Source organism: Solidesulfovibrio sp. C21, assembly GCF_047785625.1.
GTDB lineage: Bacteria > Desulfobacterota > Desulfovibrionia > Desulfovibrionales > Desulfovibrionaceae > Solidesulfovibrio.
In genome coordinates, this window is the sequence record NZ_JBLODY010000006.1 from 26,178 (window position 1) to 39,689 (window position 13,512).

Here is a 13,512-nt window from a genome sequence, read left to right on the forward strand (position 1 = left end):
GACTGCAAAATTTGACGCGGCAGGTCGCGCCTCGTATGGTGGTGGGACATGGCGCGGTCGGGCATGGGGTCGGCCGGGAAACGAAAAGCACATGACTTGCGGCTGGTTGCGCCACTCTCCGGCGGGCCGCCCCGGGCCAGCGGTTGCTACCGCGCCCCACGTGAAGGAAACCGCCCCGTTTTCCCCAGCGGGCATTGCCGGCGGGAACGCCTGAAGCGACATAATGGACGCACCGTTTTACGACCAGCTCCTGGCCATTGTCGGCAACGTCTTCGACGCCTATTCGGCCGTGCTGTTTCTGCCCGGTCCGAGCGGCGAGGCGTGCCGCATTCAGGCCTCCTTCAGCCTCAGCGACAACCTTGATCGCGAGGCGGCGGTCGCGCCGGGTATGGGGCTGGTGGGCTGGATTTTGCGCGAAGGCAAGCCGCTTCTCATCAGCAATTTCGACCAGCGCCGGGGGGTACTCGGCTATTACCGGGGCGGGGAAGAGGCGCGCATCCGGGCTTTTATGGGCTATCCCCTGGCCGCAACCGGCGGAGCGCTTTGCCTGGACAGCCGCAAGACCTACACCTTCGGCGACAAAGACCTCAAGATACTCTCCCAGTTCGCCAACCTAGCCGGCTACCATCTGGCCAAATCCCGCGAGGTGGAAACGAGTCTCGGCGAGCACCGTTTCTACCAATGCCTGCGCCTTATCGCCACCTTGCACAAAAGCCACCCCAAATGGACGGCCTTCCGCTCCGGGCTGTTGGAGCTTTTGGCCAGCACCACGGGCTACCGCTACTGCATCCTGACCGTGCGCGACGAATCCGGGCGCTCGTATTTTCTGGAAGGGGCCAATGAAAGCCCATTTCCCGGCGGGCGCGACGCGGCCAGGCGATTCCCGGTGGGGCAGGGGCTGGTGGGCTGGGTTTTCAAGAACCAGACCCCGGTTTTTTCCGGCGACGGCGACGAGGCCGGCACGGCGCGGCTACCGCTTTTCGGCCTGGACGCGCCGGGCGGGGATTACAAAAGCGTGCTGTGTCTGCCCATCCGCTTTTCCAAGAAGACCCGGGGGGTCCTCACCCTGGCCGACCCGCGTCCCCTGCCCGTCACCGAGGATCTCAAGGCCTTCGTGGCCATGGTGGCGGAAAATCTTGCCCTTTTTCTGGAAAATCTGCATCTGCGCGCCCGTGTTGATCAGCCTTCGGCATAGACTTTTCGGGTTCCTCCATCTACGATGCCGCAATTGTGGCGAAGTGGGGCCCAGACCCCGGGATCCCGAACTCCAACTCGAGCATGGGCATGTTTTTTAGCAAAATTTTCAATTTTCTCGGGAAAGACCTGGCCATGGACCTGGGAACGGCCAATACCCTCCTCTATACGGCCAACGAGGGCATTGTCTTAAACGAGCCCTCGGTGGTGGCCATCGACATCCGCAGCGGCGAACTGCTGGCCGTCGGCGCCGAAGCCAAGGAGTACCTGGGCCGCACCCCGGACCGCATCCGGACCATCCGTCCCATGAAGGACGGCGTCATCGCCGACTTCGAGGTGACCCGGGCCATGATCGCCTACTTCGTCCGCAAGGTGATAAAGGGGATGCGCTTCGCCAAGCCCAAAATCGTCATCTGCGTGCCCACGGGCATCACCCAGGTGGAGAAGCGGGCGGTGATCGAGTCGGCCCAGATGGCCGGAGCCCGCGAGGTCAAGCTGGTGGAAGAGCCCATGGCCGCCGCCATCGGCGCCGGGCTGCCCATCGAGAAGCCCACGGGCAACATGGTCGTGGATATCGGCGGTGGCACCACCGAAGTGGCCGTGGTCTCCCTTTCCGCCATCGCCTACGCCGAATCGGTACGCGTGGCCGGCGACGAGCTCAACGAGACCATTCAGCGTTTCATCCAGGACGAATTTCAGATCCTCATCGGCGAAAATATGGCTGAGGAGATCAAGATCACCATTGGCTCCGCCATGCCCCAGCCCGAGCCTCTATCCATGGAAGTGGCCGGCAAGTCGCTGATCGACGGCACGCCCGCCACGGTCACCGTCACCGACGAGCATGTGCGCGAGGCCATCCGCGAGCCCGTCAACATCATCGTCAATGCGGTGATGAAGGCCCTGGAGAAGACTCCGCCCGAACTGGTCACGGACATTTCCCGAAACGGCCTGCTTTTGGCCGGCGGCGGGGCGCTCTTGAAAGGACTCGATGCCCGCATCAGCCAGGTGAGCAACCTGTCTGTGATGCTCGACGACGCGCCGCTGACCACGGTCGTGCGCGGCACGGGCCGGGCCATGGAAGACCGGCTGCGCTACCGGGACGTGTTTATCAACTAAAGACGTTGCGGGGCCTATGGACCTGGATATCGCGAAAATTCTCGTTCCCATGCGCGCGGCCGTGGCCGCGGCCGGGGAACGCATCCGGGACGATTTCGCCGACCCGGCCGATGTGCGCCACAAGGGCCGCATCGATCTGGTCACGGCCACGGATCTGGCCGTGGAGGCCATGCTCAAGGATCGCCTGTCCGACATCCTGCCGGAGGCGACGTTTTTGGCCGAGGAGACGGCGTCCGCAGCCGACATGTCGGGACTGACCTGGATCATCGACCCCGTGGACGGCACCACCAACTTCGCCCACGGCTTTCCCTTCGTCTGCACCTCCGTGGCGCTCTACGACGGCCCGACCGCCCTGGCCGGCTGCGTGTACGCCCCCATCCTGGGCCAGTTTTTCTGGGCCGGGCGGGGCCTTGGCGCCTACTGCCACGACGAGCGCATTCATGTTTCCGGCACGGCCGAGCCCATCGCCGCCCTGGTCGCCACCGGCTTTCCCTATGCCATCCGCGAGAACCTCGACGAAATCATGGCCGATCTGCGCGTCATGCTGGCCGAGACCCAGGGCATCCGCCGGCCCGGTTCGGCCGCGTTGGACCTCGCCTACGTGGCCTGCGGGCGGGTCGACGCCTTCTACGAAATGGCGCTCAATCCCTGGGACGTGGCCGCCGGAGCGCTGCTCGTGACCGAGGCCGGCGGCACAATCAGCTCCTATCGGCCGTCCCGCCCTTACTCCCTGGGCGATTTCCGCATCCTGGCCAGCAATACCCGCCTGCACGACGCCATGCGCACACTTTTGGGCGAGTAGGAAATGCGCCGGGGGGGAACTTTTCTGTAGAAAAGTTTCCCCCCGGACCCCCTTTCCAAAGACTTCTAACGATGGCGCGCTTGCAGATATCCTGCTGCTATCGTTAAAAAGTTTAGGGAGAAGAGGGTGCGAGAGGGGAGAACCCTTTTTAAAGGGTTTCCCCTCTCGCACCCTCTTCTCCCTTTCCCTTTTCTTTTCCTACTCTGTTGGGCTGAACAGGGCTTTTTCTTCGAAAAAGCGCACCACGGCCGGGGTGAGCATATCGCGGTAGCTGCGGGTCAGGGCGGCCAGTTCTCCGGCGTCCACGAACATGCCGCCCGCGACCTCCTCGGGATTGGGGCGGGGCGTTTCCGTGATGCGGCCGGCGGAATAAAGCGTCACGAATTCGTCGGCCGTTTCCTGGGATGCCGGGATGGCGTCGATCACGGTGAGCGTCTTGGCCCGCAGCCCGAGCTCCTCGTAGAGTTCCCTGGCGGCCGCGTCGCGGCGGGCTTCCCCGGCCCGGACATGCCCCGTGGCCGAAAGGTCGAACCGGCCGGGGTAGAGATCCTTGTTGGCCCCGCGTTTTTGCAGGTAGAGCTTGCCTTGGGCGTTGTAGACGAGCACCATCACCGAGCGGTGAAAAAGCGATTGGCGGTGCGCCTCGGCCTTGGACATGACGAGCAGCGGGCGGTCGCGTGCGTCCACGATGTCCACGAGTTCGGGCGCGGGAGCGGGGTATTTTTTTTTCGCCATATGTCTTTTGGCCGTAAAGCCGCAACGAACATGCCACAGGACGCATGAAATGAAAACGCCGGACGCCGCTCCCCCCATGCGCCTGGGGCCTGAACATGCCCGGGCCCTGGCTGAGTTGGAGGGCCGCACGTTTCCCGACCCCTGGGACGAGGGCGCTTTCACGGCCGCCTTCGCCCGTCCGGCCTTCGCCGCCTTCGGCATCCCGGCCGGGGAAGGGCTCGTCGCCTATGCCACGTTCCATTTTCTTGGCGACGAGTTCGAGGTCATAAACATCGCCGTGGACCCGGCCATGCGAGGCCGTGGCCTGGCCACCGCGCTTTTCGCCAACGTCTTGCAACAAACCGATAAAATGGGCATGAACCGAGGGTACTTGGAAGTTCGCGCGGGCAATGTCCCGGCCAGACGGCTTTATGCCCGGCACGGCTTTACCGTGGCCGGCGCGCGCAAACGGTATTATCCCGACAACGGGGAGGATGCCCTGGTCATGGTCCGTGACGCCGGGCAGGCCGGGAACGCCGCCACATAAAAAACATTCAAGCGCCAAGGAGCACGCATGGCCCTTCTTCGCATTGACCAAGTCGACGTCGCCGGCAAGAAGCTTCTTATTCGCGTGGATTACAACGTGCCGCAGCAAGGCGGCGTCATTACGGACGATCTGCGCATCCGGGCGAGCCTGCCCACATTGGAGTATGCCCTTTCCCAGAAGTGCTCGCTGATTTTGTGTTCGCACCTGGGCAAGCCCAAGGGCACGCCCGATCCCAAGCTGTCCTTGGCCCCGGCCGCCAAGCGCCTGTCCGAGCTGCTCGGCCGCGAGGTGCGCATGGCCCCGGACTGCCTGGGCGACGCCACCAAGGCCATGGCCGCGGCCCTGGCCCCCGGCGACATCCTCATGCTGGAGAACCTGCGTTTCCATCCCGGCGAGACGGCCGGCGACATGGACTTCGCCAAGGAAGTCATGTCCATGGCCGAGGTCTACGTCAACGACGCCTTTGGCACGGCCCACCGGCCCCATGCCTCCATGGTCGGGTTCCCGGCCGTGGCCAAGAAATGCTGTGCCGGCTTTCTGCTCATGAAGGAATGGCAGTTTCTGGGTGAGGCGGTGCGCAACCCGACCCGGCCGTTCGTGGCCGTATCCGGCGGGGCCAAGGTGTCCTCCAAGCTCGGGGTGCTCAAAAACCTGCTGTCCAAGGTCGACGCCATGGTCATCGGCGGGGCCATGGCCAACACCTTCCTGGCCGCCCAGGGCTACAAGGTCGGCAAATCGCTGGTGGAGCCCGACCTCTTCGACGCGGCGCTTGGCATCCTCAAGGAGGCCCGGGAGCGGAACGTGGGCTTTTATCTGCCGGTCGACTGCATCATCTCCCTCGATGCGGGCAAGCCCATCGCCGAGATGCGCCCGTCCGGGCAGGTGCCTTTCGCCGCCATCCCGGACGCCGCGGTGGTGCTCGACATCGGCCCGGTGACGGCCGGGCTCTACGCCCTGGCCATCGAGCCGGCCAAGACCATCGTCTGGAACGGCCCCATGGGCGCGTTCGAGAACCAGGCCTTTGCCCAGGGCTCGTTCACCGTGGCCCACATCATTGCCAGCGCGCCGGCGGTGAGCATCGTTGGCGGCGGGGACACCGACGTGGTGGTGCATCAGGCCGGGCTGGCCGAAAAGATGACGTTTATCTCCACGGGCGGCGGGGCGTCCCTGGAATTCCTCGAAGGCAAGCAACTGCCGGCTTTTGCGGCGCTTATGGAGTGTCAGTCATGAAAAAGCTCATGGCCGCCAACTGGAAGATGTACAAGATGCGGGCCGAGGCCACGGCCACGGCTTCGGATCTGGTCGCGCGTCTGGACGGCAGGCTGCCGGAAGACCGCGAGGTGCTAGTGATCCCGCCTTTTACCGCGCTTTGGGCCGTGGGCGGGGCTTTTGCCGGCAAGACCGGGTTGTCCCTTGGCGGACAGGACCTCTATCCGGCCAAGGAAGGGGCCTTTACTGGCGAGATCGCACCGGATATGCTGCGCGATGCCGGCTGTCGCTATGTGCTGACAGGCCATTCCGAGCGTCGGCATGTTCTGGGCGAGGACGACGCCTTTGTCGGCAAAAAGACGGCCTTTGGCCTGGCCGCCGGGCTGTCGGTCATCCTGTGCGTGGGCGAGAAGGTGGAGGAGCGTAAGGCCGGCCAGCTCGAGGCGGTCGTTACGCGCCAGCTGGCCGCCGGTTTGGCCGATGTGCCGTCCGAAGTATCCCCCGAAGCCCTGGCGGTCGCCTACGAGCCTGTGTGGGCCATTGGCACGGGACTGACTGCCGGCCCCAAGGAAGTTGAAGAAGCCCATGCCATGATTCGCGCCTGGCTGATCGAGCGATTTGGGCCCCAAACCGGGCCTTCCGTGCGCATTCTCTATGGCGGTAGCGTGAAGCCGGGCAACGCCGAATTGCTTTTGGGGATTGACAATGTGGACGGAGTGCTGGTAGGTGGCGCGAGCCTTGAGGCTGAAAGCTTCGCGGCTATTGTGACGGCTTGATGAACGCGGGGCCATCTCCGCGAAAATAACGGGAAAATTCAGTTGACAACGCTCATTATTACGGTACATGTACTCGCCTGCGTCGCGGTGATCGTCCTGGTTCTGCTCCAGTCGGGCAAGGAAGGGATGGGGGTCATCTTCGGTGGCGGCAGCCAATCGGTTTTCGGCAGCACGGGTGCCGGCGGATTGCTGGTCAAACTGACGGCGCTTTTTGGAGCGATCTTTCTCATTACTTCGCTTGTCTATAACGTCTATACGGGGTCGCACCACCGTGGCGCAAAGTCGGTCATGATCGACGCCAGCGGCACGCCCATCGCGCCCCCGGCGGGAGTTGCTCCCGAGGCGTCCAAGGATGCGCAACCGAAAAAGGGCGTGACCTTCGAGGACGCCCCGGCCAAGCAGGCTCCGAAAGCGCCGGAGACTGGCACGAAGTAGTCGAGTCAATATTTGCCGAAGTGGTGGAACTGGTAGACACGCCATCTTGAGGGGGTGGTGGGCCATGCCCGTGGGGGTTCGAGTCCCCCCTTCGGCACCACAATTGTAAAGGGGTTCAGGCTGTAACAGCTTGAACCCCTTTACTTTTTTCAGGGGTTGGCAGCGTTTGTTCCCGGCCTTCGGTCCGCGAAAACCCCTTGAAATGATTGAAGCCGAGATTTGGTACAAAGCGTTGGTACAAAATGCCAACGACAGGAGGCCCGTATGCGGGCTTCACAATCGGCTTATCCCGCCTTTTCTCTTGGTACAAAATCACCTTCCCATCTTGTCCTCAGAAATGGCACATGGCATTTTCGCATGGTCGTACCCGCGAGTTACCGCCCGTATCTTGGTGGGCTGAGCGAATTTAGGGCGTCCCTCAAGACGGGCATCCTTCGCGAGGCGCGGGTACTGGCGGGAAGGCTTGCTGCCAATGCCCATCTCGTCTACCGTCATGTCCAAAGGAATGGATCTTCCATGGCAATGCTGGATAAGAAAACGATACGCACTTTGGCCAAAAAATGGTTGCTGGAGGGCCTTGAGCATTACGAGGCGGATCATCTGTCCCGGGACACGCCTGTGCCACCAGCGGCGACTGCGGAGCGAAAAGAGAAACTCGAACGCTTGGCGACTGTTTATCAGGAAAAATTGGCTGCCGGTGATTTTTCGTTGGTAAGTCAGGACTGGATGCGATCTCAATTAGAAAAGGAGTCGAGGCCTATTCCTGATAGCAATTCTATTGAATTTAAGTCACTTGCGGCTGAATATATGAAAGCGACCATAGAACTTTCAAAGGTTCAGGCAAAACGTGCTATTGGTGATTACTCGGATTCGCTTATTTTAGATAATTCGATTGGAAATGTTGATAATATAAGCAATGATAGGAGTAGGATGAGTGCTGTTAATGCTAACTCCTCTCCTAAGGTTTGCGATGTTATTGGCAAGTATATAGAAGAGAAAATAAGAGCTGGTTCCTGGACAGAACGTTCAAGAGATGACTTTGTGCCGAAGTTGCATTTTTTTGGCCAGCGGCTTGGTAATATTTGCATCGATGAGTTAAATAAAGAGCATATTAGAAATTTTAAAAATATAATAGACACGCTTCCATCTCGTTATGGAATATCAAAAAAATACAAAAAATATAGTCTTGAGCAAATTATACAGATGGATATCCCTTTTAATGAGAGGATGTCAATATCGAGTCTTGGTAAATATTATGGAACCATAAATAGCTTTTTGATATGGATGAAAAAGAATTATGATGGTGTCAGTGATGGATTGTCAGATATTATGTCAGTTAAGGTACAGGTAAGAGTGGATTTGCTAAGAGATGTATTTACTCGTGATGATATTAATAAGATATTCAGCTCTGAAATTTACACGAATATTTCTTGTCATCATTCATATAAATACTGGGTTCCATTGATTGGTTATTTTACAGGGATGCGTCTGGAAGAAATTTGTCAACTTTATATAGAAGATCTTATTGTTGAGGATGGATTGTATTGCATTAGTGTGAATGATGGAAAAGATAAAAGGTTAAAGACTCCTGCAGCCAATAGGATGGTGCCTCTTCATCCAGTATTAATAGATAAATTTAAGTTTCATGATTTTGTGTCTAAACAAGCTCAAAAAGGGTGCGGCCGAATATTTTCTGAATTGAAAAAGCAAAGCGGGCGCTATTCCCATTATGTGTCAAGATGGTTTAATTCTGATTTTCTTGTAAAAATTGGTGTTAAAACAGAAAATAGTAAAAAAGTATTTCATTCTTTTCGTCATACATTTGCAAATTATTGTAAAGTTGGTGGTATTGACGAGTTTAAAGTAAGGGAGGTGCTGGGACATGAAGTAGCTGGTCAAAGCATTACATATGGGAGGTATGGTAAAAAGTATTCATCAAGAATAATTTTTAATGAAGTAATTGATAAAATTAAATTCGAAATATATTTTTAAATATTATTTATATTATGTGTAAAGTATTTGAGAAATCCATTTCTGGGGTTGGGGAAGTAACAAGCAAAAACAGTGAAATTATTTTTATTTGTTTTGCGGCGCGATTTTATTTTTTTAAATTATCTGATTCACTCGAGGCTACAAAATGTAAATTAAAAGTAATAAGTGATATAATTTTATCTCAGACGGATAATAAAATGAGTGAATGGATTGATTTATTGAATGGATTTAAAGGTGAGAAGAAAATGTTTTTTGAAAAACTACAAATTAATAATAGCAAATGTAAAATTTTAAATAAAAAAAATTTATCAATGCGCACATATCAAAGGCTTTTGGAGACTGTTTCTGTAGATGTTAAGGAAATCCGTTATGAAGGAATTAAAGATTTTCATAAATTGGCGATGAATGTAAATATTTCTCAGGAAAAGTCAATGAGTGTTTTGTCTCAAGTAACTGGATTGTCTGCTAAACATATTAACGATGTACTGAATGATTCAATACAGCCTACTGGAAATAAGCATAATGATAATAGTGATATTGTAAACAAAATTATAAAATTATATTCTGCTGCTAAGGAATGTCAAAATGATTATATTATAAGTAACAATATATATAAAATTGAGCAGATAAATTCTAAGCCAAATACAATAGTATTCAAATACAGAGAGAATGCGCTTAAGGCTCTAAAAAAAATGATGCAATTGAAAAATTCCTAAATTGATGATTGTTTTGTTGTTCAAATCAGATATGATAATGATAGCTTTCATCTTTTAGTAATTATAGTCTTTATTAATATTTATATTGGTATATTGTTTGAAGAGGTCTGTTACGAAATTTGTGTAAACCTCCACGAAGGGACGAAAGCTCAGGAAGTTTTTGTGCTGATCAACCGTGATGAACTGGCCAGGCGAGGTGTTCGAAGGAGAGATCACCAGCCAGGATGATCTCAACACCGTTCTGCGTTCGATGATTACGGACGTGGTCTCGCCGACCTGATGGATGACCGATTTCGGAACAAATCGACTCTGTTTGCGACGCAGTTTTCGGTGGCGGAATGGCATGGACGTTTCCAGTATCCGACCCTAGCGGATGCGGTCTTGGGCAGAATCGTTCACGATTCGTACCGGATTGAACTGCCGGGGGATCCCATGAGGAAACGGACATCGGACTTGACCAAATCGGCCACCTAAAGCAGGACCACAACACCAGCGCGCTCAACTCATCCAGGGTGGCCGAATATTCCGAATTGAGTGGCCGATTTCACAGAAATTTACAATATAATCTGAGTGTTATTAATAATTTTGTCGTGATCCTGTTTCGAGACAACAAATGAGAAACGTTTGGAGGAACTATGGAATCAAATTCTAGCCCCCCACTGGAAACATTAACAGTTATTGATTTAGAACTTGATCCTCGTGTCGAGGCCCGACACTCATATCGGTCTAAAGATATTGATGAATATGCCAGAATTATGTCTGAAGGTGACGAGTTGCCTCCTATTTCAGTTTTTGAAATTGATTCAAAGTTGGTGGTCGTAGATGGTTGGCATCGTGTCAAAGCTGCTATCCAGGCAGATTTGCTGATGATTACTGGAAAAGTCTATAGAGGATTTTCATTAGAAGAGGCCATTACTTTTGCGGCTCAATCAAATGATGAACATGGCCTAAGAAGATCTAGATCTGACAAAGAAAAAGCTGTAACTATTGTCCTTTGTAACGAAAAGCTCCAAAAAAAATCTGATCATGATGTGGCCAGAATATGTAAAGTTAGTCACCCATTTGTTTCAAAAATAAGAAAAAGACTGATAGCTAAAGGAATGATTGCTAAAAATGATGTTGTTATCTCATCTAATGGAAAAGTCATGAAATCTAGAGACTTGTGGAGTATACACAAAAATAATACTAACCAAACCTTGCCAATAGGGAATGTCCAATTTTCTGGAACAATTTTAGACGATGACCAGAAATTTAAGGTTAAAGAATATTTTGAAAGTAATTCAAGTGATGATCGTTTTGCCAATCATGTTTTTAATATTAGATTAAAGACAAGTAGGAGGATTAAAAAGATGATAGAAAAAAGTAAAGCTGATATTAATAAGAATTCAGCAATACTTCGAGAAGTAAAAGAAAAAATTGCTAAAGATAAACGTGAACTTAAAGATCTCGAAAGTGATAGTAAAGACGATGAAAGGTATATCCATGGACAAGAAATATTTAAAGATATTTTTTTAGACAAAAAAATCGGTATACCATTTAATTTGCCATAAGATACGTAAACAAATTATTTATTTTAAGGTTAAATGAAAAAGCCGCTCGTCAGATACGAGCGGCTTTTCTTGTTTTAACGTATTTTTATTGGAGCTAAATATGGAAAATAATGAAAATGAAAATTCAATTTTGTTAGATAAGACAATATTATTTAATGATCTACTTAGTTCGATGGTGAATCAAAATTTTGTGGTAAATTGTGGTGTGGAATTAAAAGCAGATATAGCAATAGATAAAATTCCAATTAGAAAACCATGTATAAATGAAAAGATAAAAGTTTTGGACATTGGCAGTTTTGTTAAGAGTGTTTTCCATATCAAAGGAACTGATGAAAGATTTTTTTTAAATGAAATAACTAATAAAAAACTAAAATGTTACTTAAAAAAAGAAATACTACATATTTCTATGAATAATTCTGGTTATTTATTTGTGTGGCCTATAAAGTGCATCGATGGACAATATAATAATGATACTTGGAACAGCTCGGCTCTTTATGCTACCGCGAAGGCTAAAAATAATTGGATTTATGTTGTTTCTAATAAAAAGGAGAAAAAGTATGATTTTGAATTAGCTAAGGACTTTGATGATGTTTTATGGCCGTTGTTAGATTGGAACTTAATTGTTCAAAAATTAATTAAATTTCACACTATCACAGAGAATCATCTTGAATGTTTGGTTAAATTATATCCAATAAAGGAGTCATTGAATGTGTCAAATAGAAAAATATAAAAGCATATATTTTATTTCATTTCAATATACAAAAGAAAGTGGTGAGAACGTAAAGCCTAAATTCTTAGTTGTATTTGAGTATAATAGTAAAAATTTGAAGCAATACAATGAAAATGATCTTAATAATTTAATTGAGCATCCTTTTAATGACTATGAAACATCTATTTTTTTGATGGCGTATGCATATAATGATGTTTCCTGTTTTTTAGAGTTAGGCTGGAGTATACCACATTATATAATAGATGTATATTCTGAATGGCGTGTATTCACAAATTCAAATATTACAAATTCAAGTGATACAATATGGGATAGAGAATCAAAAAGCATTGATTTGAATTATTATTTTGGCGCTACTAGCTCGATACTAAGTAAAGATTGTAATATAGAATGCGAGAAATATTTTATAATGTCTGAAAAATCTTGCAAAATTGTCGAAAAAGTTATGTATTTTTATGAATTTTATAAGAATAAATTAATTTTAAATCAAGCATTATTTAGGGGAGAGTATATAGTGTGCCTCTCGGAAATTGAACGTCGTGGTATCCCTATCGATAGCAACACATTGATTCGCTTACGTGAAAAATGGGAAACAATAAAACTGTCATTTATTGAAGAAGTCGATATTAATTTAAAAGTATATCAAGGAGATAAATTTAACACTAAAAAATTCGGATTATTTCTTAATTCTAAAAATATCGAATGGCCTAAATATAAGAATGGCTCGCTATTGTTGGATGATGACACTTTTAAAGAAATGTCTTTGAAATATCCAGACATTAAGCCAATACGGGATTTAAGAAAAACATTGTCAGTTATGAAAAATTTTAAATTATCGGTTGGGGTTGACTCCAGAAATAGAACTTGCTTAAGGCCTTTTATTTCAAAGACAGGTAGAAATCAACCTAGTAATAGTAGCTTTATATTTGGACTTCCTTGCTGGATGCGTGGTCTTATAAAGCCAAAAAAAGGAAAGTCACTTTGTTATATTGATTGGTCGCAGCAAGAATTTGGGATAGCGGCTGCTTTGTCGCACGATGAAAATATGATCAAGGCTTATGAAAGCGGTGATCCATATATGGAGTTCGCCATCCAAGCAGGTGCAGCACCTAAAGATGCTACGAAAAAAAGTCATGGAAATATTAGAGAACAATACAAAACTTGTGCAATAGCTGTTCAATATTGTATGGGTGCAAGATCTCTTGCTTCACGGCTTATATCGACAATTGATGTTGCAAAAAATTTATTAAACATACACAAAAGGACGTACCCTGATTATTGGAAGTGGTCTGATAAAATAGTTGACTATGCTTTCCATATGAGAAAGCTTAAGACAAAATTTGGCTGGGGCCTGCATATATTAAATGTTTCCGACAGGTCAAAAAATTCATTGAGAAATTTTCCAATGCAGGCAAATGGTTCTGACATGCTTAGACTTGCTTGCGTCATGATGAAAAGGAAGGGGGTATCTGTTATTGCTACAGTCCATGATGCTGTTCTTATTGAAGCAAATACTGATTGTATAGAAGCTAATAGGGATGAAGCAATGGCGATTATGGGAAACACTAGCAGGGAATTGCTCGGGACCCTGACCCTCAGGGCGGACTCTAAGATTATTTACGAGGGGGACCGCTATATGGATGAAAGAGGTAGAAACATGTGGGGGCTTATGATGAGGAAAATTGAGGGTGACGGCGACAGTTGAGTGTAATTTTTCCGACGTTGGGGGGGGGG

Annotated in this window: 14 protein-coding genes and 1 tRNA gene; 14 read left to right on the forward strand and 1 reads right to left on the reverse strand. The window is 49.9% G+C overall.

Annotated elements, in window-relative coordinates:
- Nucleotides 1-223 precede the first annotated feature (223 nt).
- The 3 genes from ACMZ6R_RS03375 (at nucleotide 224) to ACMZ6R_RS03385 (ending at nucleotide 3,112) form a co-directional block, all read left to right on the forward strand.
- Complete coding sequence (locus tag ACMZ6R_RS03375; protein WP_416109476.1) at nucleotides 224-1,195, forward strand: GAF domain-containing protein; 972 nt, start codon at nucleotides 224-226, stop codon at nucleotides 1,193-1,195.
- 89 nt (nucleotides 1,196-1,284) lie between these two features.
- Nucleotides 1,285-2,310 (forward strand): rod shape-determining protein, encoded by a 1,026-nt coding sequence (locus ACMZ6R_RS03380; protein WP_416109477.1) that lies wholly within the window; start codon nucleotides 1,285-1,287, stop codon nucleotides 2,308-2,310.
- Nucleotides 2,311-2,326: 16 nt separating this feature from the next.
- Nucleotides 2,327-3,112, forward strand: coding sequence for an inositol monophosphatase family protein (locus ACMZ6R_RS03385; protein ID WP_416109478.1), 786 nt, complete (start codon nucleotides 2,327-2,329; stop codon nucleotides 3,110-3,112).
- Nucleotides 3,113-3,310: 198 nt separating this feature from the next.
- Here the strand turns inward: ACMZ6R_RS03385 and ACMZ6R_RS03390 are convergent, their stop codons facing one another.
- Nucleotides 3,311-3,847 (reverse strand): NUDIX hydrolase, encoded by a 537-nt coding sequence (locus tag ACMZ6R_RS03390; protein WP_416109479.1) that lies wholly within the window; start codon nucleotides 3,845-3,847, stop codon nucleotides 3,311-3,313.
- A 49-nt stretch (nucleotides 3,848-3,896) separates the two neighbouring features.
- Here ACMZ6R_RS03390 and rimI point away from each other — a divergent pair, with 49 nt between their 5' ends.
- From rimI to ACMZ6R_RS03445, 11 genes are all read left to right on the forward strand, one after another.
- Complete coding sequence (rimI, locus tag ACMZ6R_RS03395; RefSeq protein WP_416109480.1) at nucleotides 3,897-4,373, forward strand: ribosomal protein S18-alanine N-acetyltransferase; 477 nt, start codon at nucleotides 3,897-3,899, stop codon at nucleotides 4,371-4,373.
- Nucleotides 4,374-4,400: 27 nt separating this feature from the next.
- Complete coding sequence (locus ACMZ6R_RS03400; RefSeq protein ID WP_416109481.1) at nucleotides 4,401-5,603, forward strand: phosphoglycerate kinase; 1,203 nt, start codon at nucleotides 4,401-4,403, stop codon at nucleotides 5,601-5,603.
- Nucleotides 5,600-6,358, forward strand: coding sequence for a triose-phosphate isomerase (tpiA, locus tag ACMZ6R_RS03405; RefSeq protein ID WP_416109482.1), 759 nt, complete (start codon nucleotides 5,600-5,602; stop codon nucleotides 6,356-6,358). The genes ACMZ6R_RS03400 and tpiA overlap by 4 nt, the downstream gene beginning before the upstream one ends.
- Nucleotides 6,359-6,400: 42 nt before the next feature.
- Complete coding sequence (gene secG, locus ACMZ6R_RS03410) at nucleotides 6,401-6,793, forward strand: preprotein translocase subunit SecG (protein WP_416109483.1); 393 nt, start codon at nucleotides 6,401-6,403, stop codon at nucleotides 6,791-6,793.
- Nucleotides 6,794-6,807: 14 nt separating this feature from the next.
- Nucleotides 6,808-6,893, forward strand: a tRNA-Leu gene (locus tag ACMZ6R_RS03415).
- Nucleotides 6,894-7,057: 164 nt separating this feature from the next.
- Entirely contained in the window at nucleotides 7,058-8,785 is a 1,728-nt protein-coding gene (locus tag ACMZ6R_RS03420) for a DUF6538 domain-containing protein (RefSeq protein WP_416109484.1), read from the forward strand.
- Between the two features lie 197 nt (nucleotides 8,786-8,982).
- Nucleotides 8,983-9,501: a hypothetical protein gene (locus ACMZ6R_RS03425; protein ID WP_416109485.1), complete on the forward strand. Its 519-nt coding sequence runs from the start codon at nucleotides 8,983-8,985 to the stop codon at nucleotides 9,499-9,501.
- Between the two features lie 279 nt (nucleotides 9,502-9,780).
- On the forward strand, nucleotides 9,781-9,975 hold the full coding sequence (locus tag ACMZ6R_RS03430) for an ATP-binding protein (RefSeq protein ID WP_416109486.1): 195 nt from the start codon (nucleotides 9,781-9,783) through the stop codon (nucleotides 9,973-9,975).
- Nucleotides 9,976-10,136: 161 nt separating this feature from the next.
- Nucleotides 10,137-11,051, forward strand: a complete 915-nt coding sequence (locus ACMZ6R_RS03435) for a hypothetical protein (RefSeq protein WP_416109487.1) — start codon at nucleotides 10,137-10,139, stop codon at nucleotides 11,049-11,051.
- A 100-nt stretch (nucleotides 11,052-11,151) separates the two neighbouring features.
- The gene (locus ACMZ6R_RS03440) at nucleotides 11,152-11,781 is read left to right on the forward strand and encodes a hypothetical protein (protein ID WP_416109488.1); all 630 of its coding nucleotides are present in this window, start codon (nucleotides 11,152-11,154) and stop codon (nucleotides 11,779-11,781) included.
- Nucleotides 11,759-13,483 carry a DNA polymerase gene (locus ACMZ6R_RS03445; protein WP_416109489.1) on the forward strand — a complete coding sequence of 575 codons (1,725 nt, stop codon included), beginning with the start codon at nucleotides 11,759-11,761 and terminating at the stop codon, nucleotides 13,481-13,483. Before ACMZ6R_RS03440 ends, ACMZ6R_RS03445 begins: the two co-directional genes overlap by 23 nt.
- Nucleotides 13,484-13,512 lie beyond the last annotated feature (29 nt).